This is a genomic window from Novosphingobium aureum, from assembly GCF_015865035.1.
Lineage (GTDB): Bacteria > Pseudomonadota > Alphaproteobacteria > Sphingomonadales > Sphingomonadaceae > Novosphingobium > Novosphingobium aureum.
Genome location: NZ_JADZGI010000007.1, coordinates 20,985 through 46,522, shown reverse-complemented (window position 1 = coordinate 46,522; position 25,538 = coordinate 20,985). Strand labels below are relative to the sequence as shown.

Sequence of the window (25,538 nt, the reverse complement as noted above, 5' to 3'; positions counted from 1 at the left end):
CGCACCCGTGCGCCACTAAGCCCGAAGGCTTCGTTCGACTTGCATGTGTTAGGCATGCCGCCAGCGTTCGTTCTGAGCCAGGATCAAACTCTCAAGTTTGGGTCCAATCTCACAACAGGACGAACCATAAGGTCCGCCACCTGACGTAAAATTAATTCAGGGGTCAATTACCCTGCACATATCTAAACGTATGGTTACGTAAGGACATGTATCGGGTAACGACTATTAACTGCCACCCCGGGCCCTGAAGCCCCGGGAGCAGGCGCCGTCGCCCACATGTCCCTTCATCAAATACCGACAATGTCAAAGACCACCAAAACCTCAGCTCCCGAGACGGAAACTGGCGGACAACCTACCCTCCCCGTTTCTTGCGACCCGGGGGACAAGCTGTCCGTCTATCTTGGCGACCGCCCCGGTTTTCCGTGTGTTTCGGAGTGTTCCGCTGCGGTGAGAGGCCCTCTAAGGGACCATTCTGATTCGGTCAAACCCCTTTTTCAAAAAAATGTCGCACTCGTGGAATTCCGTTGTTTTGCGACGACGAGCCGTCGGGCCAGCGCCCAATTCCAAACTGCCGCTTGCGCCCCAGCGCTTCCCTGCGAGGATCGCCACGCCCCGATTCACCTGCGTGACGGAGCCGTACCGCGGGCGAAGTTACGTGCTCGCGGTACGCACAGGTGTCGCCAAGCCATGATGGAGCTTTCATGAACTACTGGCCGCTCGCCGGCATTGCCCTCGTCGTCGTCGGATTCGCGCTGCGCTTCAATCCGCTGCTGGTCGTGGCGCTCAGCGCGCTCGTCACAGGTGTGCTCGGCGGACTGGATCCGCTCGCGGTGATCGAGGCGCTGGGCAAGGCATTCAACGACAACCGCTACATCTCGGTGACCTGGATCGTGCTCCCCGTCATCGGACTGCTCGAACGCCACGGCCTGCAGGAGCGTGCCCGCACGCTGATCGCAAAGGTCGAGAGCGCGACTATGGGCCGGCTGCTCGTACTCTACCTCGTGTTTCGCCAGATCACCGCAGCACTCGGCATGAAGGACATCGGCGGCCATCCGCAGACGGTCCGTCCGCTCGTCGCCCCAATGGCCGAGGCCGCTGCCGAGCGCAGCCATGCCGACCTGACCACGCGCGAACGCGAGCGAGTGCGCGCGATGGCTGCGGCCACCGACAATGTCGGGCTGTTCTTCGGCGAGGACATCTTCTTCGCGATTGCCTCGATCCTGCTGATCCAGGGCGTGTTCGAGACCCATGGCTATGCACTGACCCCGCTCCAGCTCTCGGTCTGGGCGATCCCGACCGCGATCTGTGCCTTCGCCATCCATGGCAGCCGGCTGCTCGCCTTCGATCGCAAGCTCGGGAGCGTGCGCCGATGATCACGCTCGAATGGCTCTACATCCTGACGGGTATCGCCTTTGCGGCCTGGTCCGTGCTCAGCCTGCGCGATCGCAGCAACGGCAAGCGCTGGGGCAACGCCGCCTTCTGGGGCCTGCTCGCAGGGAGCTTCTTCTTCGGCTCCTACCTGTCCGACCTCGCCAACGGCGTGCTGGTCCTGGCGCTGGTGGCGATTGCCGGAACCGGGCAAATCGGCCGCAGCGATCCGCCGACCACGTCGCCTGCGATGCGTGTCGCACTGGCCGGGAAGCTGGGCAACCGCCTCTTCGTGCCCGCGCTGGTGATCCCGGTGACGGCGGTCGCGGGCACGCTGCTCTATACCTGGACGCCGCTGGGCGAGAGCGGACTGATCGAACCGCGCCGCGAGACGCTGGTGCTGCTGGGGGTCGGGGTGCTCTTCGCTCTCGTGCTCGCGATGGTCTGGTTGCGCCCGCCGCTGCTCGCCCCGCTCGAAGAAGGACGCAGGCTGATGGATTCGATCAGCTGGGCGGCGATCCTGCCGCAGATGCTTGCCGCGCTCGGCGGGGTATTCGCGCTGGCGGGCGTAGGCGAGATCGTCGGCGACCTTGCCAGCCGGGTCATCCCGGAGGGCAGCCTGTTCCTCTCGGTACTGGTCTACTGCCTCGGTATGGTCGCCTTCACCGTGATCATGGGCAATGCCTTCGCCGCCTTCCCGGTGATGGCCTCGGCCATCGGCATCCCGGTGCTGATCGTACAGTTCGGCGGTAATGTCCCCGTGATCGGCGCGATCGGTATGCTCGCGGGCTTTTGCGGGACGCTGATCACGCCCATGGCCGCCAACTTCAACATCGTGCCCGCCGTGCTGCTCGACCTGCGTGACCAGTACGGCGTGATTCGCGCCCAGGCGGGCACCGCTCTCGCCCTGCTCGTTTGCAACGTCGCGCTGATCTACCTCCTCGCGTTTCGATGAAAGACCCAAGGACAATGCCCAAGACCCTCGACCAGGATATCGCCGCAGGCTTTGCCGGCATCGCGCTGGGCCACGTGGCGCGCGAGTATCCGCACAAGCTCGATCACGTGATGGAGGGCGATGCAGACGTTCTGCCCCCACGCGTGCTGCACCCCGCCTTCTTCGGCAGCTTCGACTGGCATAGCTGCGTGCATGGCTGGTGGACCCTGCTGACCTTGCGCCGCCACTACCCGGCCATGGACGAGGCCAGCGCCATCACCGCGCTGGCCGAAGAGACCTTCACGTCCGAGAAGCTGGGCGCGGAACTTGCCTATCTCGACCGCCCTTTGGCCAGGGGCTTCGAGCGGCCCTATGGCTGGGGTTGGCTGCTCTACCTGCATCTCGAGGCGACGCGGCACGCAGACCGGAACTGGGCCGCGCGGCTCGAACCGCTTGCGCGGCGCTTCGCCGCGATGCTGGGCGCCTACCTCGAGCGCCTGACCTACCCGATCACCGTGGGCACCCATTTCAACACGGCATTTGCCCTTATCCTCGCGCACGAGTGGGCGCTGCGCTTCGATCCCGCGCTCGCCACCGGCATTGCCGAGTGGACGCGTGCCACCTTTGCAGCCAGGCGCGACTATCGGGGCTGGGAGCCGGGTGGCGACGAATTCCTCTCTCCCGCACTCACCGCGGCGCTGCTGATGGCGCGCATCGAGACGCCCGAAAGCTTTGCGCGCTGGTTCGACGCTTTCCTGCCGGTGGACGGACTTCTCGGCGAGGGATTCGCCCCCGCCCATGTCTCGGATCGCAGCGATGGCAAGATCGCGCATCTCGACGGGCTCAACCTCAGCCGGGGCTGGTGCCTGCGTGGAATCGCCAAGGCAATCGGCAAGGGTCCACGCATCGACAGGCTCAGGTCGCTGGCCAACCTCCATCTCGACGCTGCACTGCCCCATGTCGCAGGCGACTACATGGGCGAGCACTGGCTGGCGAGTTTTGCGCTGCTGGCGATGCTGGAGGAGTGCGCCTGAAGCTCAGAAGCCGTTGCGCACCGCAGCCACCGGCAGCACCGTCGAGGCGATCACGGCAAAGAACTGGCGGAATTCCGAGATTCCCGAATTCGCGACATAAAGCAGGTCGCCGTCGCGCATCTCGAAGTTCTGGGCGAGGAAGTAGGTCGCCGGGTCCTTCATGTCGATGCGGTAGATCACCGGGATGCGTCCCGCATCGCCACGATGCAGCACGCGCCCGTCGGCCAGCCGCTTGTCCGGCTCCTCCCAGCGGAACAGGAACAGACCGCGCGGATCTGCGCGAAAATCCTGAAGGCCACTGACCCGGCCGAGCGCGCGGGCAAGAGTGATGCCGGTAGCCTCGAAGGGCACCTCGCCGCTCTTCGCCGCCGCCCCCAGCACGGTGAAGCTGTAGCGCCTCGCGAAGGTGCTCACCACGTCGCCGGGGCGAAGGCGCACGTTCTGGGCAGGATCGCGGATCACCGTGTCGAGCGGCATCGCCACCACGCGAGGTCCCCGGGTGATCTGCACCAGCGTCTCGTGGACGGGCTGGCTCGCTCCGCCAGCGGCGGCGATGGCATCGAGCACGCGCTCCCCTCCCGGGGTGAGCGGCACGCGCCGCGCCTCGGCGACGTCGCCAACCACGGTAACCGCGGAGGCCTGATTGCGCACGAGCGCCACGCTGACCTGGGGCAGGTGCGCCTTGCCCGAAAGACGCGCGGCAATGCTTTGCGCGATCTCTTCGGTGGTGAGACCGGCCACGGCGACCTGCCCCGCAAAGGGCACGAAGACCGCGCCCGAGCGCCCGACCACGCGTTCGGGCAGGGCCTGACTGCCCGCCCCCGCGAGCCCCGACTCGGTGAGCATTGCACCGGCCCCGAACAGGGTCGCAGGCGGCGCCTCGATTACCGTGATGGAAAGGCTGTCTCCGATCCCGACCCGCTCTCCGGGCGCGTCTTGTTCCTGTGCAGGCTTGCCGCCCGCCATTTCCCGCTCCGGGAAAGCCTGAGAGAATTGCGGCCAGCGGCGCGGCGGAGGCAACAGTTCGGGGCTGACGTCGAGGTCGATCACGCGCACGCCATCCATCACGCCCGCATCGCTTGTCGCCATGACACGCGAGGGCGAGGGCCCTACTGATGTGCTCATGCAGCCGGCCTGAAGCAGGCTGGCCAGCACCAGCGCCAGTGCCGTGACTGCCCGAGGGTGGAGTGATTGTAGGCTCACGCGCTTGCGAACCGTCGGCGCAGCGCCCCGGCGCATAAGTGAAGCCCCAGCAGGAGCGCTGCCACGGCTCCTCCGCCCCGCTCTTCCCACAAGGCCAATGCTGCTGGCGGACTGCGCAGCCGGGCGCGCTGCAGGGCAACGACGATGCGCTGGCGGTCGGCCTCGAGCTGTGCCGAGCCCGGATTCGCATCCAGCCCGCGCCGCGCCGCGCCTAGCGCCTCGGGCAAGCGGCCCACACGTTCATAGACACTGGCGAGGAACTGGAAATAGTCCGCCCTGGGATCACGCGCGGCGAGCCTTTCCATGTGCACGGCAGCTTCGGCCAGCTGCTCGTTCGCGGCGAGGGCATGGGCATGAAAGGCCCGGTCGGAGTCACTGGCGAAAGGGCCGCGCGCCGCGCGACCGGCCGCCGCGAGTGAGCCGCGCCCGGGCACTTCGCCCCGTTCGGCACGGTACCAGTCATGCAGGCCCGCCTCGGCCACGGTCTCGACCTGCCGCACTGCCCAGACGGGATCGACCGCGATCTGTTCGGCGATCAGGCCGAGCTGCGCAACTATCGCCGCACGCGCGGTCTCTTCCATCGTTACTTCCATCAGCGATAGTCCGTCGAATGGGTGAGCAGTTCGGGCAGGCAGCGCTGCAGCCCTGCCTCCTCGTTTGGCGGAACCTCGAAGCGCGCCATTCGCCCGGCGCGCCCGACCGGTTTCAAGCAGGTCTCCACCACGTGGTAGTGCGGGCGGTCGAAGTAGTCGTCGAACAGGATCACGGTGCCCGGCTTCGCGCTGATCGCGCTGAGCAGGAAGCAGGCGACGCGAAACCGCCCGTCGACGAGGATGAGGTCGGGACTGGCCAGCTCTCCACCAATGATGCGCTGCCAGACCGATCCGCAATAGGCAGGCCAGCGCGCGGCCTTGCCCGGATCGACCGGATTGCCCCAGGCCGCAGTGGGGCCGATGTCCACCGGATGCGGCGCGATCGCTGCCGCCGCGCCTGCCCCGGCCTCCGCTTCGGCCGCCGCGCGCGTGGCTTCGAGGTAGGCAGGATCGGATTCGACCGAGATGATGGCCTCGAGTCCCATCGCCGCAGCCAGCACCGTGCTGCCGCCCGCTCCGAATTCGAGATAGCAGTTCGCACGTGCGAGACATTCACGCAGCAAGGCAAGGCCTTCGGGCTCCATATGCGGGAGGCGCGGAATGTCGCCCGCCGACCAGACCAGCGGAGCATGCGCGGCAGGCACCGGGGAGGCGGGCGGCGCTGGCGACTCGTCGATGCGTGCACGCCAGTGTGCACCGAGCACCCGCTCGGGCGCGGTTTCGCCGGCGAGGACCCGCTTTTCCCAGCCGCGCACCGTCTCCTCGTCGATCCCTTCGGGCAGGATACGCGGCATCTGCGCCATGCCGCGCGCCTGCTTCCTGAAGATCTCGGCGTAAGTTTCCTGATCGAGCGGGGCGAGCGAAACCGGCGCGCCGCGCGCGACCACGGTACGGGTGAAGCCCATGCGCTCGAACAGTTCGGGGCGGCAATGCAGCCCGGTCCGGCCGATCGGCAGGCCGAGGTTGAAGCCGGTGGCGATGCGCACCGCGCCCAGCGCCATGGTCGCGCACTGCTTGGCATAGTCCTGGCTCGACCCGAGCGGATCGAACCCGCAAGCGCGCAGCCACTGCGTGACCAGATGCCCCGGACGGCGGCGATAGGGGCGCTCACCGATCAGCGCGAGATAATGCTCAACGAAGGGCTGGCGCCGTTCCCAGAACCTGCGCGAGATGCCGAAGCCCCAGTTATGGTCCATCGCACTGTAGGCCTGGCGCCGCGCCTCCTGCACCTCGCGCGCAACCGTGACGTCACCGGGATTGGCCGAGACCATGCCCACCCGCGGATCTTCGGCAAAGCGCTCGGCAAGCAGTGCCATGGTCGCCATGTAGCCGGGCGCGAGCACTAGGTCGTCCTCGCAGAAAACGACGTAGTCGTAGCCTTCCTCGCGAAACAGGCGCTTTTCGGCCACATCGAAGTGGCCTGCCACGCCAAGGTTGCCCGACTGGGTCACCACCTGCCCCGGCGTCCCCTGCGAGGCGAAGAGCCGCGCGATCGCGCCATGCCCGCCCGGGTCCGAGGCCGGATCATCCGCACACAGGCCATCCTGAAACAGCCACAGGTCGAAGCGCGCGCCCAGCGGCTCCCCCACGATGGTCTGCGCCTGCAGTGACGACAGCACCGGCGCGGCATAATCCGCCCGATCGTAGGCGAGCATGGCGACTGCCATCTTCATGGTCATGGCTTGTCCCCCATCTGCCGGAGAAAATCGCGCCAGCGCGGGAGGATCGCTTCTGGCAGGTAGCGACGTGCGACCACTTCGCCCCGGCGGCGCAAGTCCGCCCGCCGCGCCTCGCCAGCCTCCCCTTCGAGCGCGCGCGCCAGCACATCCACCAGCGCACCGGTGGAATAGGGCGAGAAATAGAGCGCGGCATCGTCGTAGACCTCGCGGTGGACCGCGATGTCCGATGCGATCACGCAGCCGCCCGAACGCATCGCCTCGACGCCCGAAAAATCGAAACCCTCGGCGAAGCTGGGACAGACCGTGACTTGCGCATTGCGATAGAGCACCCTGAGGTCGGGCGATGGCACCGCGCTGAGCATGAACAGCTGGCCGCGCTCGATCCACGAGGAAAAGCGCGCCAGCGTGCGCTGGTAGTCCCAGCCCAGCCCCCCCACGACCACCAGCTTGAGATCGGGATCGGCCGCAGCGCGAATCCGCTCCCAGGCCGAGACCAGCCGGTTGTGGTTCTTGCGCGGCTCGATGGTCGAAACCACCAGCAGGTAACGCAAGGTCGCACCTTCGAGATGGCGGCGGTAAAAATTCTCGCGCTCGGTATTGGTGAGAAAGGCGGGGCTGACGGAGACGCCCTTTCCTGCATCGCCTTCGTGCAGGCGCGCGCGGATGATGCCCGGCACTTTCTCGGGCGCGGCCTCCTGCGGAAAATAGGCAGGCGAGACCATGTTGTGGATGGTCACCGAGCGGGCCTCGGCCTCGGGGAAGAGGGTGAGCAGATCGCGCCGTGTCGCCTCGGAGACGCAGGCGAACCAAGCCCCCGCGCGAACATTGGCCTGCAGCGCATGGAAATGCGTTGCCTGATGGATCGACTTGTCCGGGATCGTGTGCGGCAAGAGCACCGGGATCGCATCATGGTAGCGCACGATCATGCGGGTGCGCGGCGAAATGCGCCCGGGATAGGGCGTCTGGGCGATGAACAGGTCGACGTCCTCGCTGCGCAGCTGGGGGTAGAGCGCGACCTTGCGCCAGGCGAGGGTCGAAAGCCCGGCGAGATGCATGGTATGCCAGGGCACCGAGCAGATCCGGAAGCGGCTCGAGGCGACGGTGCCGAAATCGCTGTCGGGCAGGGTCTTGTCGAAGAGCGTGCGCCAGGCGAAATCGCGAAACAGGCGGGAATCGAAATGGCCCAGCCTGATGCGCCCCAGGCCGATTGACACGAGAATGACCAAAAACAGCGCGTTGAGCTTGCGGCGCAAGTAGCGCGCGACGCGGTCGATCACCGGGCCGAACGGGGTTTCTGCCAGCGAAACGATGACTTTCGACTGGCGATTGAGCAGCTGCGAGCGATTGTTCCTGCGCAACTGACGCGGACTGGCACCGCCCGAGAGCATCCGGTGCGAGGTCTGCAACATGCCGCTGACCTCGAGTTCGTCGATCCGGCGAAGTCCGGCAAACAACAGGCGCACTTCCTGGGGAATGCCTGCAAAGCCTTCGAGCGCGGGCCGCATCTCGACCATCACCCGCATGCGCTCGTGCCCGGTGCGCGCCGGTGGCGATGGCCAGTCCGAAGCTTCGGGCTCGCACCGCTGCGGACCTTCACGCCCGCGCCGCTCATCGTGGAGCGCCTCGGGATGGACGCCCGCGCGAGGGGATACGGGCGCAAGCGTGGAACTAGAGTGCTTCATAGGCGTCCAGGACCTCCTGCTTGTCGCTGAATTCGCTGAGCCGGCCATCGTGCAGCAAGGCGATGCGCGCGCAGTGCCGCTGCACATAGGCGAGGTTGTGCGAGACGATGATCATCGCCCGGTCGGCCCGCTCACCGAACAGTTGCGCCTCGCATTTGCGGGTGAAGCGATGGTCGCCGACGGCGACGACCTCGTCGATCAGGAAGCAGTCGAACTCGATCGCCATCGACAGTGCGAAGGCAAGCCGCGCGCGCATCCCCGAGGAATAGGTATTGACCGGCTCGCGCAGGAAACGGCCCAGTTCGGCGAAATCGTCGACCTGGGCGATCTTGTCGCGCGGATCGACGCCGTAGACCCGACAGATGAAACGCAAGTTGTCGAGCCCGGTCAGCGCGCCCTGGAACGCGCCGCCGAAAGCGATCGGCCACGATACCGTCATCGTGCGCGTAATGCGCCCGCGATCGGGCCGCTCGGCCCCGCTGACCAGACGGATCACGGTCGATTTGCCTGCCCCGTTGCGCCCGACCACACCCAGCCGCTCTCCCGGACGCACCACCAGATCGACACCGCGCAGCACGCAATGCGCGCCATGCTGCATGGGATAGGCCTTGTGGACGTCCTCGAGCACGATCATGTCGGAATCACCCGCCGGGCGACCTTGCGCACCTGCGCCAGCGCAACCAGCAGCAGGCCTGCATTGAAGACGGCCATGTAAGCCATGTCGTGATGCGCGCGGATAACCGAACCGAAGTATCCTTCGCGCAAATACTCCACCGCATTGACCATCGGCACCCACAAGAGCAGGTCGCGCGCACGCGGCGGCAGCGCGTCAACGAGGAAGGCCGCGCCCGAGAGCGGGAAGGTGAGATAGGCGAGCGGGTGCCAGATGCGGTCGACGATCTCGTTGCGATAGGCCAGCGCCCCGACAAGCAGCGCCAGCCCCGCCCCGAACCAGAACAGCATGATCCAGGCCCAGATCACCTTGAGCGTGTTCTCGGGCGGTTCGAGCCAGCCGATATAGGCAAAGAACAGCGCCAGCAGCACGAAGGAGACGGTCGCCCCGATCGCCTCGAGCGCGATGCGCGCGACGTAGAAGTCGAGCACCTTGACGTGGCGATGGTAGAGCAGCGTCTGATTGGGTTCGATCGCGGTGATGCAGCGCGAGGGCATGTTGCGCCACATCAGTACGGTCGAATAGCCGGTCAGCGCAAAGGCGACGATCGGCAGCGATGACCCTTCGCCCGCATGGATGACGCTCCACAAGGCGGTAACCCCCAGCGTGAACACCATCGGTTCGATGAACAGCCAGGCAAAGCCGATGTTGTGACGCCCGTAGCGGGTCAGAATCTCGCGAAGGAGCAGCGCCCCCAGTACCCGGCGCTGGACCCGCCAGGCCAGGCGCACCGGCGCAAGCCTCTCACGCATCCGGCTCATTCGCGGTGCTCCATCAGCCCGGCGAGAACCATATGCACGATCCCCCAGGCCACCAGCCCGAGCACGATCACGGTGACGATGCCGCGCAGACGGCGCGGTTCGAGTGGGCTGTCGGGCAGGTTGGGCTGCGCGATCGTCTCGACATAGGCCTGCTGGCGTGCCGCTTCGGACCGCGATTGTTCGAGCGACGTCATCGCCGCAGCGAGTTGCTTGTCGGCAAACTCGCTCTCGAGCACGAGGCGCTGGTATTCTACCGAGGTCGCGGCGAGCGAGGCCGGGCTGCCCGCGACCGAGGCGATCTCGCGGTCGATCTCGCGCGCGATCATCGCAACGCGCTGTTCGAGCACGGGGATTTGTGGGTTGTCCGGGGCAAGGCCGCGCACCTGCGCGAGCATTGTGCGCGAACGCACGAGCTCGTCCTGCAGCTTGGAAACCAGCTGCAAGGTGACCATGCCCTGCTGCTGCGGATCGGCGACCCGGCGCTGGTCGCGGTAGGCCCCGAGCGCCTGCGCCGCTGCCAGCGAACGGCGCTTGGCAACCTCGACCTCGGCAATGCCCTGGCGCACGAGGTCACTGCGCCCGCGCGCGTTCATCGCGTTGACCCGCCGTTCGGCCATCGCCAGCAAGCGCCGGTTGAAGCGCGCCGCATCTGCCCCGGTGAAGGCCCGGACACGCAGTACGGCGACACCCGAGGTGCTGTCGCGCTCGACGCTGACCGTACCGGCGTAATAGTCGTAGAGATCCTCGAAGGTCCCACTCAGTCCGAGTGGATCGAAGCGGTCGGTCCAGGCGACGCCGGGACGACGGTAGGCCCGTTCGAAGCCGCCCTTACGATCGAGCGCGGCCAGCGCATCGCGCGAGAGGATGTATTCGCGCGTCGCCATCAGTTCGTCGCCCGAATTGCTGAAGCCGATGCCCTTGAGGATCAGGCCGAGCCCGGTCGCCGCCGGCTTGTCCGGCTCACGCACCACGAAACGCGATTCGGAAATGTAGACGTCCGAGGCAACGAACGCGAAATAGACGCCAGCGAGCAATCCGGGGATGACGACACAGATCACCGCCAGCCAGTGCCTGCGGGCCAGCGAAGCCAACCGCGCGAGTGCTGGCGCCGAACTCTGCGCGCGCCCTTGCGCGCCGGCGTGGCGCCGCAGGAGTCTGGCGAGCGCGGCCGGGCCGGTACCTTCGTGCATCAGGCAGGTCCCTGCAAAAAAGAGGGAAAGCCGCACCACAACGGACCCGATCGTGGTGCTGTCCGCCAGCCTGCCCCGTCGCCAGGTGCACGCACGCGCGCCTGCGGCAGGTCCTGTACGACGGCCACCCTGCCCGGCCCCATGCCAAGCCCGCCGATCCTGCCACCCCAAGCGCGCCGCAATGGCATCCAATGCCCAGACGCCACCCGAACGGAGTGACCTCGCCTTGACGCTCGTGCCGTGGCCTTCGACACCGCGAAAGCCACGCCGCATTCCGGAAAGGAGCGCCGATGTCCCCAGCCGATCCCTCGCTTTGCGCCACGTCCACGGCCAATCCCGCGCCGCATGGCCCTGCGCATCCGGTCCCCCCACCCGCCAATTCCGACAGCGGAGATGGCGGCGCTATCGGCGAGGTCGTGCTCGATAAGCACGTGCGCTTCGCCAACGATGCGCCTTTCGTCCTGATCGGCGGGGTCAACGTGCTGGAGGATGCACCTTCCGCTCTGCGCGTCGCCGGCACCTTCGCCGAAACATGCGCCGCGCTGGGCATTCCCTTCGTGTTCAAGGCAAGCTTCGACAAGGCCAACCGCTCGAGCATGGCCTCGTGCCGCGGTCCCGGGCTGGACCGCGGCCTCGAGATGCTGGCCACGATCAAGGCGCGTCACGCGGTGCCGATCGTCACCGACGTGCACGAGCCGGTACAGGCAGCCACAGTCGCACAAGTAGCTGATATCGTTCAGCTTCCGGCATTTCTTGCGCGCCAGACCGACCTCGTCGTCGCGCTGGCCCGCACCGGGCGCATCGTCAATATCAAGAAGCCGCAGTTCTTGGCTCCGCACGAGATGCGCCACATAATCGACAAGTGCGCGCAGGCCGGAAACTCGCGGGTCCTGCTGTGCGAACGCGGCACTGCGTTCGGCTACAACAACCTCGTGGTCGACATGCTCGGGATGGATGCGATGAAGGCGCTGGCCCCGGTAATCTTCGACGTGACCCATGCACTGCAGCGGCCCGGCGCCCTTGCACAAGGTGCAGGGGGCCGGCGCGGACAGGTCGCGGCGCTGATGCGGGCAGGCATGGGGCTCGGTATCGCGGGGCTCTTCCTCGAGGCGCACCCCGATCCGGACCGTGCTCCGTGCGACGGGCCAAGCGCCTTGCCATTGGCACTGCTGCGCCCCTTTCTCGAGCAGGCGCTGGCGATCGACCGACTGGTCAAGGGATTCCCTCCACTTGATACCGGCCGCCAGATCGAACCCTGAAAGAGACCACGAGACCGCGGGTCTGCGAGGCGCGACTCGACAGTGACGCAATCGAAGGGGCCGGGATCGAGCTAACGAGGATAATACCAGCCCGATCACTTGAGCGAGGCTGCCAGCACACGCCCCGAGCCCATCGCCCCAGCGACCACTCGAACGCGGCGCAAGGGCACACCGCGGCGAGTAGACGCTAGTCCTCCCTCTGCCCGCAGTGATGCCGGGACCGGTATACTCAGCAAGCCAGCGGACCGGTTCACACCGCCTTGCCGATGGCACGCGCGCATCGCTACCTGCCCTCTCGTACAACGTGGCGTACGGACGGTTTTCGGCGCGACGATCAGGCAATGGACTGCTCGCGCAGAACCTGCTCAATACGCTGTTCATCGCCGGGATTGTTGAGCTCGATCGCATCCCATTCGAGCGCATCCAGGGTGAGCACCCGAACTGTCATGCCCATGTCGAGAAAACGCAGTTGCTCAAGACCCTCGGCCATTTCGCTGGCGCAAGGCGATGCTGCGCGGTAGGCATCGAGCGCGCTGCGACGATAGACGTAGAGGCCCAGATGAATCCGTACTGCCCCCGTTCGCCGCGCGGCTTGCGGGTCAGCGCCGAAGGGCAGGACATGGCGCGAGAAATAGAGCGCACGTCCAGCTCTATCGGTTACCACCGTGGTCGCGCCCGAAAGCCCGCGCGCCGCATCGTCCAGCATCCGCGCATGAACCTGCGGTGAGGCCCGCACCGCAGCGGTCGCCATCGCCGCTTCGGGGTCGGCGCGCAGGAGTGCCACCAGCCGCGCCACGAGCCCGGCAGGCATGAGCGGGGCGTCACCCTGAAAATTGACCACGAAGTGCGCCGTTGAACCGAGCCGGGCAACGGCCTCGGCGCAGCGCTCGGTGCCATTGGCGCACGCCCTTGAGGTCATTACGCAGGCGCCACCGAAACCCCGTGTCTCGTGGGCGATGCGCGCATCATCCGTCGCCACCCACAAGCCACCCGCCCCGGTTGCCTCGCGCGCGCGATCCCAGGTGCGCCGGATCAGGCTGCGGCATTCGCCTGAGGCCCCGGTCAGCGGCACCAGCGGCTTGCCCGGATAGCGCGAGGAGGCAAAGCGTGCCGGGATGATCGTCGCACAGCTTTGCGCGGTCAGATTATCCAGCGGGACCGCGCCATCGCCCCGGGGAGGTTCACAAGGCTGGCAGGCACCCGCCAGCGGTAGGTCCGCCATGTTCACGAGAGCCCCAACCGCACGAAGTCGTGCATGTGGATTACCCCGAGCGGCTTGCCCCCCGCGTTCGCCGGTCCGGTCCCGGCCTGATCGTGCACTGCGCATGGCTTGGCAGGCATGACGAAGGCGCAGGTGATCCGGCAGTGGTTGAGAAAGGCGAGAGCTTCCTCAGCCGTCATGTCCACGTGCAGGACGCGCGGGCTCGCGGTCATGACGTCACCCGCGCGCAGCGTGCCCAGCGCCGCGAAATGACGCCGCAGGTCGCCATCGGTTATCGTGCCGAGCAACTGGCCCGCTGCATCGACGACCCCGGCGATACCGAAACCCGAGGACGTCATCGAGGAGATCACGCTCTCCATCGCCTGTTCGCCATGCACGAGCGGCAGGCCTTGCGGGCCGTGCATGAGTTCGCCCACCCGTTTGCGGCGCAGCCCGATCATGCCGCCCGGGTGGAGCTTTCCGATCTTGTCCCCGCCACCGGCGCGACCATCGAGCAGTGCCATTGCCAGCGCATCGCCGAGCGAAAGTTGCTGGGTGCTCGAACTGGTCGGGGCAAGCCCCTGGGGACAGGCCTCGGCAACCTTGGGGACAAGGATCGTCACCGTCGCCCGCCGCGCCAGCAAGGACGTCTTGTCTGCGGTGACGCCGACGATGTCGATATCATGTCCGCGTGCATGATCGAGCAGGATGCGCAGCTCCGGAGTGTTGCCCGAGTTGGACAGGACCAGCAGCCGGTCTCCGGGAACGATCATGCCCAAGTCCCCGTGCGCCGCCTCGGCCGGGTTCACGTAAATGGCCGGTGAGCCGGTCGCCGAGAGAGTCGCCGCGATCTTGCGACCGACGTGGCCCGACTTGCCCATGCCCGAAACGACGATCCGCCCACGCGTGCCTGCGAGCAGGCGGCAAGCCTTGGCAAAAGTGGCGTCCAGTCCACGGGCTAGCTGCGTCAACGCTTCAGCCTCGAGCGTGATAACCGCATGCCCCCGGCGTAAGGCATCTGCATCTTGCGGGTTAACCGGCCCCTTGGCCAACACAGGCGTAGCCCGCAAGGGATTCAGCAGGATCGCGGCGTCCTGACACGTTACCGTTTCCTGATGGCCCGGCCCGGTCCGGTCAGCCAGCACAGCCTGATCGCCTGATGCAGCCGACCGGCCGATGGCCTGTCTTCCGTCGATGGCCTGTCTTCCATCGCGCATGGCTCTTCCCACCTTCTTGCAACTGGCCGACCTCGTCGCCGGGACAGGCTGCGCACCTCACGGCAGTTGCGAGGCAAATTCCATAGCAACTAGATCAGGATCGGTTCTTGTTTCGCACCCTGCGCAAAGCCGCGCATGCCACCATCGTGCCGGTGACGGGCCAGCCATGCAGGGGCGAACGATGCAACCACTCGAGCGAAACCGAGAAGGTCGGCGCAAGCCTCTCCGGCTTCGGGCAGACTGGCGTAGTGCAGGCAGTACATGCGCAGCGCCCGGACGGTTCGGCACGGCGGCGGCGCCCGCCTTTCCTGCAAGACTGCGAAGACTTTACTTTCTCGGCGGACCTGCAGTTTCGCGCCAGGCACGATCCGCTCCTCGGCTCCCCGGTCGACAAGCGGTTGCGGTGCTGAACTGGTGGGAGGCGACAGGCAACTGCACCATCCTTCCGACCGGGGCCACGTGCTTACGAAGACGGGCATCGGTCGGCAGACCCTCGTCACCGGCATCGTCGAACCGGGCGGCCGATCGCCCCATTTGCCCTCTCGCTGGTCCATCTTCGAGCGGACCTGCATGGTCCTCGCTCGCAGCTGCAGCAAGGACGGCAGGGTGAAGACCTCTGTCCAGCATCCTCCCGCATTCCTGCGCATTCCGCCGTTTCCCGGACACCGCGCCGCGCCCTTGGCGGTCCGCCCTGCACGCGCATCGAGCCTCGCGGAATGCGAGGCCAGCGATGGTGCGCAAGGCCTTGGCGAAGGCCACAGCCTGCTCGCCCTGCTGCGCGAGCACAGGGTGGGCGGCCCGTTCTGGGGGCCTGGGCCGGATAGTGACCGCGCCTGCCTGCCGGCGACACCCTCTCCATCCGGCGTCGTCATCTGTGCCTCGCATGCAAGGTGGTTGCCGATGCTGATCGCCATGGCGCGTCGAGAATTCCCCTCAGAGCCGCTACTGGTCCGGGTGGCGCATGGCGCGGCCCTGAGGCCTTGGGTCGACCTTACCATTGCCCGCTCACCCTCACCGATCCGGCACCTTGCCCACGACAGCGATCCCTGGGCGCTGTGCAGCTCGGCCAGTCTGGTCATAGCCGATGCCGAAGACGAGGCCGCGCTGGTCGCGCGCGTCCTGCAATGCCGCTGCCGCATTATCGGCCAAGGCCGCTTTGCACGGCTGGCAGGCAGCGCCGAAGACAGCGCGCCTGGTAGTGAATTGACGCTCGAGATGGAGAACACGCTGGCCAGTGTCGTGCAGGCCGAGCTTGCCGATTCGTGGTGCTATCGCGACCCGTTCAGCGCAGCTGCGCTGTCCCCGCACAATGCGATTGAACTGCTCGCCCGGTGGCGTCGCACGATCCACGAGAACCGCAAGATCCACGCGGTGTTTGGCGTGGCCCGGTGGAAACGGCCCACGGTCGATCCGCTGCTCTGGGACGGGACGGGACCGGTCCGGCATCGCAGCCGGATACCGCGATCCGGGCGCGGCGAGGCCGGTATCCGGGGCACCGGACATGTCGTCGCATGGCGCGCACGCTGCACCCCGCGCCTGATCGACACGCTTGAGCGCCAAGTCGGCCAGCTTGCCGAGATCGAGGACGGCCTGATCCGCTCCTCGGGGCTGGGCGCCCATTGCGTGCCACCGCTCTCGATCGTTCTCGACCCGCTCGGCGCCCATTTCGACCCGACCGGCCCTAGCACGATCGAGACTCTCCTGCGCAAAGCCGAGATACCGTCCGCCTTGTGTGCAAGGGCGCGCGACCTGCGCGAACGGCTCGTCGCAGCGGGCATCGGCAAATATGGCGCTCCGCCGAAGCGCCCGCCCGCCAGCGGCCCCGTTCCTTGCCGCAAGCATCGCGTCGTCCTTGTCGTCGGGCAAGTCGCGGACGACCGCGCGATGGCCGGCACCGATCTCGACAATCTTGCCCTGCTACGCCGTGCGAGGAAGGCCGAACCAGACGCCCATATCGTCTACCGGCCACATCCCGACGTCGAGGCCGGTCACCGCAAGGGCGCGCTCCCTGATGAATTGGTCCTCAACTGGGCGGACACTATCGATCGCGAAAGCCTGGTCGCTGCCCTGCTCGAACAGGCCGACACGGTCCACGTAATCTCATCGCTGACCGGCTTCGAGGCTCTTTTGCGCGGGTGCAAGGTGGTGACGCATGCCATGCCCTTCTATGCTGGCTGGGGACTGACACTGGACTGCGCTCCGGTACCCGCACGACGCGACCGGGTGCGTTCGCTCGATGAGCTGGTCGCCTGTGCGCTGATCCTCTACCCGCGCTACACTGACCCGGTAACGCGCCTGCCATGCACGCCCGAGGTGCTCGTGGCGCGCCTCGCCGGACGAGGGCAGGCCCGGGCGAGGCTAACCCCTCTGATCGCTTTGCGCCGCGCTCAAGGCGCGCTGCGCCGCCTGCTGACAGGCCGCTTCGCCCTCCCCGCCGCGAACGCCCCGGAACATGCGCTGTGAGCCTGTCCCCGCTCGCCGCTCCCAGGCTGGCACGCGAGCCAGCGCCCGCGAGCGAAAGTGCGCGCACACGCAGCTTCCTGTTCCTGCAAGGGCCGCCCGGCCCCTTCTTCCGCCTGCTCGGCACCGCCCTGCGCGAGCGCGGCGCCGAGGTCATGCGCATCAACTTGTCGGGCGGCGACAAGCGCGACTGGCCCGAAGCGAGCCATGACTATCGCGGGCGCATGGCCAACTGGCCGCTGTTCTTCGACCGCTTCGTGACTACCCATGCCGTCACCGACCTCGTGCTGTTCGGGGACTGTCGCCCGGTACACGCACGCGCCTTGCGGCTGGCCCGGCTGCGCGGCGTGCACGTCCACGTCTTCGAGGAAGGCTACATCCGGCCCGACTGGATGACGCTCGAGCGCGAGGGCGTGAACGGTTTCTCCCGCTTCGAGCGCGACGCAGACAAGCTGCTCGAACTGGCGCGCGCGCTGCCGCCGCTGCCAGACCTGCCGCCGGTCACCGCCGCCTTCGCGCGGCGCGCGCACGACAGTTACTGGCACTATCACGCGGTGGTGACCGGACGGCTGGCCCTGCGCTTTCCCTTCTACAGCTCGCACCGCAAGGGCTCGATCCTGCTCGAAGGGCTCGGCTGGGCCTGGCGCCTTGCCCGCGAGCGGGCTCGTCTCCGACCGAAGGCCGGCGACAGACCTGACCTGACCGGGGGCCGTCCCTACTTCCTGTTTCCGCTGCAACTCTCGGGCGACTACCAGATCAGGGCGCATTCGCCTTTCTCGACAATGGTCATGGCGCTCGAATACGTGCTCGCCAGCTTTGCCCGCCATGCCCCGCCCGAAGCCATGCTGGTAGTCAAGGAGCACCCGCTCGATGCAGGCTGGCGCAACTGGCGCCGCACGCTCACGCGCCGGGCTGCACGCCACGGCCTGACCGGACGCGTGATCCACGTCGCGCAGGCCCAGATCGACACCTTGTGCGGCAATTCGCGCGGGGTGGTCTGTGTCAACAGTACCTGCGGCACGCTGGCGCTGGCCGCGGGCGTGCCGGTGATCGTGCTGGGCGAGGCGGTCTACGACGTGCCCGGTATCACGCACCAGGGCCCGCTCGACGGATTCTGGACCGATCCGGCACGGCCCGACATGGTGCTGTGGCATGCCTTTCGCCGAGTTCTGGTCGAACGCTGCCTCGTGCGCGGCGGCATCGGCAGCGAATCGGCCACCCGCGAGCTCGTCGACAGTTCGCTGGCGCGGCTCTTGCCTGCCACACCTGCCCGGCGCTCCCGAAAAGAGGCGGCCACAGGCACACAGACCCACCGTAACGGCGAACCTGCAAGCCTTCGCGCATGAACGCAGGCAAGCGGCCCCCGCGCCCCTACCTGCTCGACGTCAGCCGCCTCGTGTGGCGCGGCTGGGGCACGCGCCAGCCGACCGGCATCGACCGGGTCTGCCGGGCCTATCTCGCGCACTTCGCCACGCGCGCGAGCGCCGTTCTGCAATGGCGCGGGCACCGGCTGGTTCTGGACGCGCGCGAGACCGAAACCCTTGCCGCCATGTTGCTCGACGAGGGGACGCTACTCGACCGCAAGCGGCTGGCGCTGCTCGCCGCCCGCGCGCTGGCAAGCGCTGCCTATCGCCGGGACGACCATGCCGGACGCATCCTGCTCAACGTCGGCCATACCGGGTTGGACAACCCTTCGCTGCCCGGCTGGATCGCGACCCATGCGCTCAACGCAGTGTTCCTCATCCATGACCTGATCCCGATCACGCATCCCGAATTCTGCCGTGAAGGCGAGGATATGCGCCATCGCGCGCGGATCCGACAGGCGCTGCAATGTGCCAGCGGACTGGTTCTCAACTCGAGTGCGACGCGCGACGCGCTCACCAGCTTCGCCCGCGACGAGCGACTGGCGCTCCCGCCTCACTGCATCGCGCATCTCGGCATCGCCCCGCCTGAACCCAATGGCGATATCGCCCTCCCGGCCGAACCCTATTTCCTCATCGTCGGGACCATCGAGGGGCGCAAGAACCACGTGCTGCTGCTCGATTGCTGGGACCGGCTGCGCGCACGGCTCGGCGAGGCCACGCCCTCGCTGGTGATCGTCGGACAGCGCGGCTGGCAAGCACAGCCCGTGTTCGAGCGGCTCGATCGCGACCCTGCAAGCGCTGGCCGGGTGATCGAGCAGGGGCCGTGCAGCGATGACCGGCTCGCCGCGCTGCTCGCCGGTGCCCGTGCACTGCTCATGCCCAGCCACGCTGAGGGTTACGGGCTTCCCGTTGTCGAGGCGCTCGCTTCGGGTACGGCGGTGATCGCCTCGGACCTGCCGGTCTATCGCGAGATCGCCGGGGGGATTCCCTGCCTGGTCGATCCTGCGGACACCTCGGCCTGGGTGACGGCGGTGCTCGATCACCTGCACCACGGCCCCGACGCCAGGCGCCAGCATGCCGCCCTGCCCGGCTATCGCGCACCGGCATGGAGCGAGCACTTCGCCGCACTCGAATCATGGCTCGCGCTGCGCATCGCGCACTGAGGCCCCTTGCCGACTTTGCGATCCTCCCCTTGCGCGCAAGCAGACATGCGTGAATTTCTTGCAACATGAGCGCGCATTGAGGGTTGCTTCACCGCGCCAGAACGGGAAAACGTGCGCGTTCAATCTGCCGTGCTCACAATTGCCGCCCGCTGGTTGCGACAGCGCAACCTGACCCGGGCGACAAGAGGAGATACCTTTGCACCTGGTCCTGATCGCCCTCCTGCCGTTTGTCGGCGCCATACTGCTTGCTGCAGCCAGCCGTGCCGGACGCAACCTGCAGTTCGCACTGGCGCTGGCCCCGGTGCTCGCCGGACTGGCGCTGCTCGGGACGACGGCGCCAGCCATCCTGGCAGGCGGGATCACCAGCTTCCACGCCGACTGGGTGCCCGCGCTCGGCCTCGGGATCACCCTCAGGATGGACGGGCTCGCGTTCCTGTTCACCGCGCTGATCCTGGGCATCGGCCTGCTGATCGTGGTCTACGCACGCTTCTATCTCCCAAAAGAGGAATCGCTGCCCCGCCTGCTCGGCCTGCTGCTGCTGTTCCAGGGCGCGATGGTGGGCATCTCTCTCGCGGGCAACGTGCTGCTGCTGCTGGTTTTCTGGGAACTGACCAGCCTTTCCTCGTTCCTCCTGATCGGCTTTCGCAGCGACAAGGCCGAGGGGCGGCAGGGTGCGCGCATGGCGCTGGCGGTGACCGGCGGCGGCGGGCTCGCACTGATCGCGGGGCTGCTGCTGCTCGGGCACATCGCCGGAACCTACGAACTGACCGGAATTCTCGCGCAAAGCGGCACTATCCAGGTCTCGCCGCTCTACCCGCTCGCGCTGGTGCTGATCCTCTTGGGCTGCTTCACCAAGTCGGCGCAGTTCCCGTTCCACTTCTGGCTGCCGCACGCGATGGCAGCCCCCACCCCGGTCAGCGCCTACCTGCACTCGGCGACGATGGTGAAGGCGGGCGTGTTCCTGATGGCGCGCCTGTGGCCGGTGCTCGCGGGAACCGAGACCTGGTTCTACATTGTTGCCACCACCGGGCTCGTCACCATGCTGCTCGCGGCAGTGATCGGCTTCTTCAAGCAGGACCTCAAGGGCATCCTCGCCTATTCGACCGTCAGCCATCTCGGGCTGATGACGATGCTGCTCGGCTTCGGCACGCCGGTCGCGGCGATGGCCGCGGTGTTCCACCTGTTCAACCACGCACTGTTCAAGGCCGCGCTGTTCATGAACGCGGGCATCGTCGACCACGAAGCAGGTACACGCGACATCCGCCTGCTCGGCGGGCTTGCCGGACTGATGCCGGTCACCGCGACGCTGGGCGTGGTCGCCGCCGCCTCGATGGCGGGCCTGCCCCCGCTGGGCGGGTTTCTCTCCAAGGAGATGATGCTCGAGGAGACGGTGCACACCGTCTGGGCCGGGCAGGACCTGCTGGTGCCGCTGCTCGCGGTGATCGCCGCCGCCTTCTCGGTCGCCTATTCGCTGCGCTACATCGTCCACCTCTACTTCGGCCCGCGGCGCGAAAGCTATCCGGCCAAGCCGCATGACCCGGGCTTTGGCCTATGGGCCCCCTCCGCCGTACTGGTCGCGCTGACCGTGCTCGTCGGCCTGTTTCCTGCGACCTTCGCGGTGCCGCTGATCGTGCCTGCCGTTGCTGCCGTGACCGCCGGAACCGCTCCCGAATTCCACCCCGCCTTGTGGCATGGCCTTACCCCGGCTCTGGCGATGAGCGCGCTTGCGGTTGCGGGCGGCATCGCGATGCTCATGGCGCACAAGGCGATGCAGCGCATCTGGGACACCGGTTTCGTGCCCGAGGCCAAGTCGCTGTTCGAGCGCGGACTGGAGAACGTCGTCTCAGCCGCGCGCAGCTTCTCCGGACTGATCCACAATGGTTCGCTGCAGCGCCAGCTTGCGGTGATCTTCACCGGCGCGAGCGCGCTAGGCGTCTATGGCATGGTGGACGGCGGCTACACCGCGGGCGATCGCGCCCCGCTCGAGGCGCCGCCGGTCGCGATTGCGGCCTGGCTGCTGCTGCTCGCGGGCATCCTCGCGGTGCTCGTCGCGCAGCGCCAGCGCTTCCTCACGCTGATCTTCATCTCGGTGATCGGTCTCGTCGTCAGCCTCGCCTTCGTCTACCTCTCCGCGCCCGACCTCGCGCTCACCCAGATCTCGGTCGAGGTGGTGACGATCCTGCTGCTGCTGCTCGCGCTCAACCTCCTGCCCAAGTCGCCCAGGCGCATTTCGGGCATGGGCCTCAGGATACGCGACACGCTGATCGGCCTTGCCGGTGGCATCGCGGTCGGTTTTGCCGCATGGGCGGTGATGACCAGCGAGCCCAACGACCCGATCTCGGCCTATCACTGGGAGAACAGCCTCCCCGGCGGCGGCGGCACCAATGTCGTCAACGTGACGCTGGTCGACTTCCGCGGCTTCGATACCTTCGGCGAGATCACCGTGCTCGGCATCGCCGCGCTGACCATCTTCGCGCTGCTCCAGCCGGCCGCGCGCGGGGCTGCCGGACAGCGCCTGCGCAAGTGGGTCGCCGAGCTGCCGCAGTCGCCCGAACGCCACCCGATGATGTTCGCGGTCGCGGCAAGGCTGCTGCTGCCGCTCTCGACCATGGTCGGGCTCTATATCTTCCTGCGCGGCCACAATGCCCCCGGCGGCGGTTTCATCGCCGGGCTCGTGATCTCCATCGCGATGCTGATGCAGTACATGGCCTCTGGCTTCGAGTGGACCGACGCACGTCGCCAGCTCGACGAGCATCTGATGATCGGCGTGGGCGTCACCCTCGCAGCCCTCACCGGGCTGGGTTCGCTGGTCTTCGGCGCACCGCTGTTCACCAGCGCCTTCGGCCACTTCCACCTGCCGCTGGTGGGCGATTTCGAGCTGGCGACCGCCATGCTGTTCGACATCGGCGTGGGCATGACGGTGATCGGCGCGGTCATGCTCGCGCTCGCCGAGCTGAGCCACATCGCGGTGCGCGCCAAGAAGGACGACAACAAGGAGGCTAGCGACAGCCCGATGGACATCGACCCTGCAAAACTGCGCGGAGAGCGCGCATGAGCATGGAATTTCTCATCGCCACCGCCATCGGCGCGCTGACTTGGGCGGGTATCTACCTCAGCCTGCGCGGGCGCACCTTCCCGGTTGTGCTGGGCATCGCGATGCTGAGCTACGCGATCAACCTGTTCCTCTTCGCCATCGGCCGCCTCGCGGTCGACCGCCCGCCGCTGTTCGAGGCAGGCGTCACCGACTACACCGACCCGCTGCCCCAGGCGCTGGTGCTGACCGCCATCGTGATCTCCTTCGGCATGACCGCGCTGATCGTCGTGCTTTCGCTGCGCAGCTTCCTCGAGACCGGCACCGACCAGGTCGACGGCGATCCCGACCCCGAGACCGATCCGCTCGTCGAATGCGATGATCAGGGCCGCTGCGAGGTCGCCCCCGAGGCGGACAAGGAGGCAGGCCAGTGAACGGTTCGCTCGCCCAGGCGCTGTCCAGTGCGCTGCTCGCCGCCCCGATCATGCTGCCCTCGCTCGCGGGGACGATGAGCCTCATCTTCCGCCGCCGCCGCCGCTGGATCGGCGCCGCGATCTCGATCGGATCGTGCCTGCTGCAGGTCGCGATCGCCATCGCCCTGATCTCACGCGCGAGCGAGAGCGGACCGCTGCCCTACGCCATGGGCGACTGGCCCGCGCCCTTCGGCATCGTGCTCGTGCTCGACCGCCTCTCGGCCTGGATGCTGCTTTTGACCGCACTGCTCGGCCTTGCCGTCGCCGGGCACGTCACGCTGACCGGGCTCGACCGCAAGGGCTGGCACTTCCATCCGGTGTTCCAGTTCCAGCTGCTCGGGGTCAATGGCGCCTTCCTGACCGGCGACCTGTTCAACCTCTTCGTGTTCTTCGAGATCCTGCTGATCGCCTCCTACGGTCTCCTGCTCCACGGACAAGGCGCGCGGCGGCTGACCGCAGGCGTGCAGTACGTCATCGTCAACCTGACCGGCTCGACACTGTTCCTCGTCGCGCTCGGCATGCTCTACGGGGTCACCGGCACGCTCAACATGGCGGACATGGCTCTGCGCGCGGCGGCAATCCCGCAAGGCTCGCGCGGATTGCTCGAGGCCGCAGGACTGTTGCTGATCGCGGTCTTCGCACTCAAGGCCGCGCTGCTGCCACTGCACTTGTGGCTGCCGCGCGCCTATGCCTCGGCTGCACCGCCGGTCGCCGCGCTCTTCGCGATCATGACCAAGGTCGGCGCCTATGCGATCATCCGCGTATGCCCGATGATCTTCGGGCGCGATGTCGAGACGATCCTGCTCGTCACCGCGCTCGGCACCATCGCGCTCGGCTTCATCGGCATGCTCGCCGCGCGGCACTTGCGCGACATGGCTGCCTTCGGGCTGATCGGATCGACCGGCACGCTGCTCGTCGCGATCGCGCTGTTCAGTCAGGACGGCCTCGCCGCTGCGCTCTACTACCTGCCCCACACCACGCTCGCCGCCGCGCTGATGTTCCTCACCGTCGATCTCGTCGTGCGCTGGCGCGGGATGGAGGGCGACGCCATCGTTCCCACCCCGGCCTTTGCCGGGCAGGTGCTGACCGGCGTGCTGTTCCTCGGCGCAGGCGTCGCGCTCGCCGGCCTGCCACCGCTCTCGGGCTTCATCGGCAAGCTGCTGATCCTCAATGCCGCGCTCGCCTCGCCGCTCGCCGCAATGATCTGGGCAGTGATCCTCGTCACCAGCCTGGTCGCCGTCGTTGCTCTCGCCCGCGCGGGCAGCACCGTGTTCTGGAAGCACGATGCGACCCCGCCGCCCCAGCGCGAGCGTGAGGCACCGCACACGATTGAGGCACTGCCCGCCGTGTTCCTGCTCGCACTGCTCGGCGCGCTGACGCTCGGCGCCGGCGCGGCGACGCGCTATACCGAGGCCACGGCCGCACAGGTCCTCGACCGCGACGGCTATATCGAGGCCGTGCTTGGCCCCGCACCCCATGCAGGAGAGGCACGATGATCCGCCGCCTCTTCCCGCATCCCGGCCTCTCGGCCCTGCTCTTCGTGATGTGGCTGCTGATGGCCGAGGCTCCGGGCGCAGGCACGGTGCTGATCGCGCTCGTGCTGGCAATCGTCCTGCCGATGTTCAGCGCTGCGTTCTGGCCCGACCGGCCACGCGTGCGCTTCGGCCTGCCGTTTGCCGCCTACGTCGCCATCGTGCTCTACGACATCGTCGTCGCCAACTTCCACGTCGCGCGGCTGATCCTGTTCAAGCGCAGCCGCGACTTCCAGCCGCGCTGGCTGAGCGTGCCGCTCGAACTGCGCTCGGCCGAGGCGATCACGGTGCTGGCCGGAACGATCAGCCTGACGCCGGGCACCGTCTCGGTCGACATCTCGACCGATGGGTGCCACCTGCTCGTCCACGCGCTCGACACCGACGACCCGGAGGGCGAGATCGCGCTCATCAAGAACCGCTACGAAAAGCGTCTCATGGAGATTTTCCCGTGATCGAGATCGCCCTCGACATCGCGCTGGGCTGCGTGGCGCTGGCCATGCTGCTCAACCTGTGGAGCCTGCTCAAGGGCCCGACCGCGCCCGACCGCATCCTCGCGCTCGACACCATGATCATCAACGCCATCGCGCTCTTCGTGCTGTTCGGCGTGATGGAGAATACCCGCGTGTTCTTCGAGGCCGCGCTGCTGATGGCGATGGTCGGCTTCGTGGGAACGGTGGCCTACACCAAGTTCCTGCTGCGTGGCGACATCGTCGAGTGAGGT

Annotated in this window: 22 protein-coding genes and 1 rRNA gene; 13 read left to right on the top strand and 10 right to left on the bottom strand. The window is 67.3% G+C overall.

What is annotated here, in order from left to right; all coding sequences use genetic code 11:
- Positions 1-99: ribosomal RNA gene (locus tag I5E68_RS19130) — 16S ribosomal RNA — on the bottom strand; the annotation flags it as partial.
- Positions 100-701: 602 nt separating this feature from the next.
- On the opposite strand from I5E68_RS19130, the gene I5E68_RS19125 reads away from it, so the two are divergent.
- Genes I5E68_RS19125 through I5E68_RS19115 form a run of 3 tightly spaced genes read left to right on the top strand, consistent with a single transcriptional unit; the run spans position 702 to position 3,336 of the window.
- Positions 702-1,373, top strand: a complete 672-nt coding sequence (locus I5E68_RS19125; RefSeq protein WP_197167212.1) for a DUF969 domain-containing protein — start codon at positions 702-704, stop codon at positions 1,371-1,373.
- On the top strand, positions 1,370-2,323 hold the full coding sequence (locus I5E68_RS19120; RefSeq protein WP_197167211.1) for a DUF979 domain-containing protein: 954 nt from the start codon (positions 1,370-1,372) through the stop codon (positions 2,321-2,323). Before I5E68_RS19125 ends, I5E68_RS19120 begins: the two co-directional genes overlap by 4 nt.
- Before the next feature lie 14 nt (positions 2,324-2,337).
- Complete coding sequence (locus I5E68_RS19115) at positions 2,338-3,336, top strand: DUF2891 domain-containing protein (RefSeq protein ID WP_197167210.1); 999 nt, start codon at positions 2,338-2,340, stop codon at positions 3,334-3,336.
- A 3-nt stretch (positions 3,337-3,339) separates the two neighbouring features.
- Here I5E68_RS19115 and I5E68_RS19110 read toward each other — a convergent pair whose 3' ends face one another.
- The 7 genes from I5E68_RS19110 to I5E68_RS19080 all read right to left on the bottom strand — a co-directional run bounded on the left by I5E68_RS19110 (position 3,340) and on the right by I5E68_RS19080 (position 11,117).
- Positions 3,340-4,461 (bottom strand): polysaccharide biosynthesis/export family protein, encoded by a 1,122-nt coding sequence (locus tag I5E68_RS19110; RefSeq protein ID WP_228727377.1) that lies wholly within the window; start codon positions 4,459-4,461, stop codon positions 3,340-3,342.
- A gap of 74 nt (positions 4,462-4,535) precedes the next feature.
- Positions 4,536-5,120, bottom strand: a complete 585-nt coding sequence (locus I5E68_RS19105) for a tetratricopeptide repeat protein (RefSeq protein WP_197167207.1) — start codon at positions 5,118-5,120, stop codon at positions 4,536-4,538.
- Between the two features lie 11 nt (positions 5,121-5,131).
- On the bottom strand, positions 5,132-6,811 hold the full coding sequence (locus tag I5E68_RS19100) for a glycosyltransferase family A protein (protein ID WP_197167204.1): 1,680 nt from the start codon (positions 6,809-6,811) through the stop codon (positions 5,132-5,134).
- The gene (locus tag I5E68_RS19095) at positions 6,808-8,493 is read right to left on the bottom strand and encodes a glycosyltransferase family 4 protein (protein ID WP_197167202.1); all 1,686 of its coding nucleotides are present in this window, start codon (positions 8,491-8,493) and stop codon (positions 6,808-6,810) included. Before I5E68_RS19095 ends, I5E68_RS19100 begins: the two co-directional genes overlap by 4 nt.
- Positions 8,480-9,127, bottom strand: coding sequence for an ABC transporter ATP-binding protein (locus I5E68_RS19090; protein ID WP_197167200.1), 648 nt, complete (start codon positions 9,125-9,127; stop codon positions 8,480-8,482). Before I5E68_RS19090 ends, I5E68_RS19095 begins: the two co-directional genes overlap by 14 nt.
- Positions 9,124-9,927: an ABC transporter permease gene (locus tag I5E68_RS19085; RefSeq protein WP_197167198.1), complete on the bottom strand. Its 804-nt coding sequence runs from the start codon at positions 9,925-9,927 to the stop codon at positions 9,124-9,126. Before I5E68_RS19085 ends, I5E68_RS19090 begins: the two co-directional genes overlap by 4 nt.
- Entirely contained in the window at positions 9,924-11,117 is a 1,194-nt protein-coding gene (locus tag I5E68_RS19080) for a KpsE/RkpR family capsule polysaccharide export protein (RefSeq protein ID WP_228727376.1), read from the bottom strand. The genes I5E68_RS19085 and I5E68_RS19080 overlap by 4 nt, the downstream gene beginning before the upstream one ends.
- A 290-nt stretch (positions 11,118-11,407) precedes the next feature.
- On the opposite strand from I5E68_RS19080, the gene kdsA reads away from it, so the two are divergent.
- Positions 11,408-12,376, top strand: coding sequence for a 3-deoxy-8-phosphooctulonate synthase (kdsA, locus tag I5E68_RS19075; protein WP_197167196.1), 969 nt, complete (start codon positions 11,408-11,410; stop codon positions 12,374-12,376).
- Between the two features lie 334 nt (positions 12,377-12,710).
- On the opposite strand, the gene I5E68_RS19070 is transcribed toward kdsA, so the two are convergent.
- On the bottom strand, positions 12,711-13,598 hold the full coding sequence (locus tag I5E68_RS19070) for a 3-deoxy-manno-octulosonate cytidylyltransferase (RefSeq protein WP_197167194.1): 888 nt from the start codon (positions 13,596-13,598) through the stop codon (positions 12,711-12,713).
- Between the two features lie 2 nt (positions 13,599-13,600).
- Complete coding sequence (locus tag I5E68_RS19065; protein WP_228727375.1) at positions 13,601-14,548, bottom strand: KpsF/GutQ family sugar-phosphate isomerase; 948 nt, start codon at positions 14,546-14,548, stop codon at positions 13,601-13,603.
- A gap of 353 nt (positions 14,549-14,901) precedes the next feature.
- Between I5E68_RS19065 and I5E68_RS19060 the strand changes: the two genes are divergently transcribed.
- The 9 genes from I5E68_RS19060 (at position 14,902) to I5E68_RS20210 (ending at position 25,535) form a co-directional block, all read left to right on the top strand.
- A complete protein-coding gene (locus I5E68_RS19060) occupies positions 14,902-15,204 on the top strand; it encodes a hypothetical protein (protein WP_197167192.1) in 303 nt (100 codons plus the stop codon).
- Positions 15,205-15,400: 196 nt separating this feature from the next.
- Complete coding sequence (locus I5E68_RS19055) at positions 15,401-17,257, top strand: capsular polysaccharide export protein, LipB/KpsS family (RefSeq protein ID WP_323982225.1); 1,857 nt, start codon at positions 15,401-15,403, stop codon at positions 17,255-17,257.
- A complete protein-coding gene (locus I5E68_RS19050; protein ID WP_197167217.1) occupies positions 17,254-18,600 on the top strand; it encodes a capsule polysaccharide biogenesis protein in 1,347 nt (448 codons plus the stop codon). The genes I5E68_RS19055 and I5E68_RS19050 overlap by 4 nt, the downstream gene beginning before the upstream one ends.
- A complete protein-coding gene (locus I5E68_RS19045; RefSeq protein ID WP_197167191.1) occupies positions 18,597-19,781 on the top strand; it encodes a glycosyltransferase family 4 protein in 1,185 nt (394 codons plus the stop codon). Before I5E68_RS19050 ends, I5E68_RS19045 begins: the two co-directional genes overlap by 4 nt.
- A 196-nt stretch (positions 19,782-19,977) precedes the next feature.
- Complete coding sequence (locus tag I5E68_RS19040; protein ID WP_197167190.1) at positions 19,978-22,836, top strand: monovalent cation/H+ antiporter subunit A; 2,859 nt, start codon at positions 19,978-19,980, stop codon at positions 22,834-22,836.
- Positions 22,833-23,246 (top strand): Na+/H+ antiporter subunit C, encoded by a 414-nt coding sequence (locus I5E68_RS19035; protein WP_197167189.1) that lies wholly within the window; start codon positions 22,833-22,835, stop codon positions 23,244-23,246. Before I5E68_RS19040 ends, I5E68_RS19035 begins: the two co-directional genes overlap by 4 nt.
- A complete protein-coding gene (locus tag I5E68_RS19030; protein WP_323982224.1) occupies positions 23,243-24,781 on the top strand; it encodes a monovalent cation/H+ antiporter subunit D in 1,539 nt (512 codons plus the stop codon). Before I5E68_RS19035 ends, I5E68_RS19030 begins: the two co-directional genes overlap by 4 nt.
- Positions 24,778-25,269: a Na+/H+ antiporter subunit E gene (locus I5E68_RS20215; protein WP_228727374.1), complete on the top strand. Its 492-nt coding sequence runs from the start codon at positions 24,778-24,780 to the stop codon at positions 25,267-25,269. The genes I5E68_RS19030 and I5E68_RS20215 overlap by 4 nt, the downstream gene beginning before the upstream one ends.
- A complete protein-coding gene (locus tag I5E68_RS20210) occupies positions 25,266-25,535 on the top strand; it encodes a K+/H+ antiporter subunit F (protein ID WP_323982223.1) in 270 nt (89 codons plus the stop codon). The genes I5E68_RS20215 and I5E68_RS20210 overlap by 4 nt, the downstream gene beginning before the upstream one ends.
- Positions 25,536-25,538 lie beyond the last annotated feature (3 nt).

Bases quoted from the DNA above. Each gene is read 5' to 3' on its own strand.
- I5E68_RS19100 (WP_197167204.1), bottom strand. From the start codon at position 6,811: ATGACCATGAAGATGGCAGTCGCCATGCTCGCCTACGATCGGGCGGAT.
- I5E68_RS19090 (WP_197167200.1), bottom strand. From the start codon at position 9,127: ATGATCGTGCTCGAGGACGTCCACAAGGCCTATCCCATGCAGCATGGC.
- I5E68_RS19085 (WP_197167198.1), bottom strand. From the start codon at position 9,927: ATGAGCCGGATGCGTGAGAGGCTTGCGCCGGTGCGCCTGGCCTGGCGG.
- kdsA (WP_197167196.1), top strand. From the start codon at position 11,408: ATGTCCCCAGCCGATCCCTCGCTTTGCGCCACGTCCACGGCCAATCCC.
- I5E68_RS19105 (WP_197167207.1), bottom strand. From the start codon at position 5,120: ATGGAAGAGACCGCGCGTGCGGCGATAGTTGCGCAGCTCGGCCTGATC.
- I5E68_RS19070 (WP_197167194.1), bottom strand. From the start codon at position 13,598: ATGGCGGACCTACCGCTGGCGGGTGCCTGCCAGCCTTGTGAACCTCCC.
- I5E68_RS19080 (WP_228727376.1), bottom strand. From the start codon at position 11,117: ATGCACGAAGGTACCGGCCCGGCCGCGCTCGCCAGACTCCTGCGGCGC.
- I5E68_RS19110 (WP_228727377.1), bottom strand. From the start codon at position 4,461: ATGAGCACATCAGTAGGGCCCTCGCCCTCGCGTGTCATGGCGACAAGC.
- I5E68_RS19045 (WP_197167191.1), top strand. From the start codon at position 18,597: ATGAACGCAGGCAAGCGGCCCCCGCGCCCCTACCTGCTCGACGTCAGC.
- I5E68_RS19125 (WP_197167212.1), top strand. From the start codon at position 702: ATGAACTACTGGCCGCTCGCCGGCATTGCCCTCGTCGTCGTCGGATTC.
- I5E68_RS20215 (WP_228727374.1), top strand. From the start codon at position 24,778: ATGATCCGCCGCCTCTTCCCGCATCCCGGCCTCTCGGCCCTGCTCTTC.
- I5E68_RS19035 (WP_197167189.1), top strand. From the start codon at position 22,833: ATGAGCATGGAATTTCTCATCGCCACCGCCATCGGCGCGCTGACTTGG.
- I5E68_RS19095 (WP_197167202.1), bottom strand. From the start codon at position 8,493: ATGAAGCACTCTAGTTCCACGCTTGCGCCCGTATCCCCTCGCGCGGGC.
- I5E68_RS19120 (WP_197167211.1), top strand. From the start codon at position 1,370: ATGATCACGCTCGAATGGCTCTACATCCTGACGGGTATCGCCTTTGCG.
- I5E68_RS19115 (WP_197167210.1), top strand. From the start codon at position 2,338: ATGCCCAAGACCCTCGACCAGGATATCGCCGCAGGCTTTGCCGGCATC.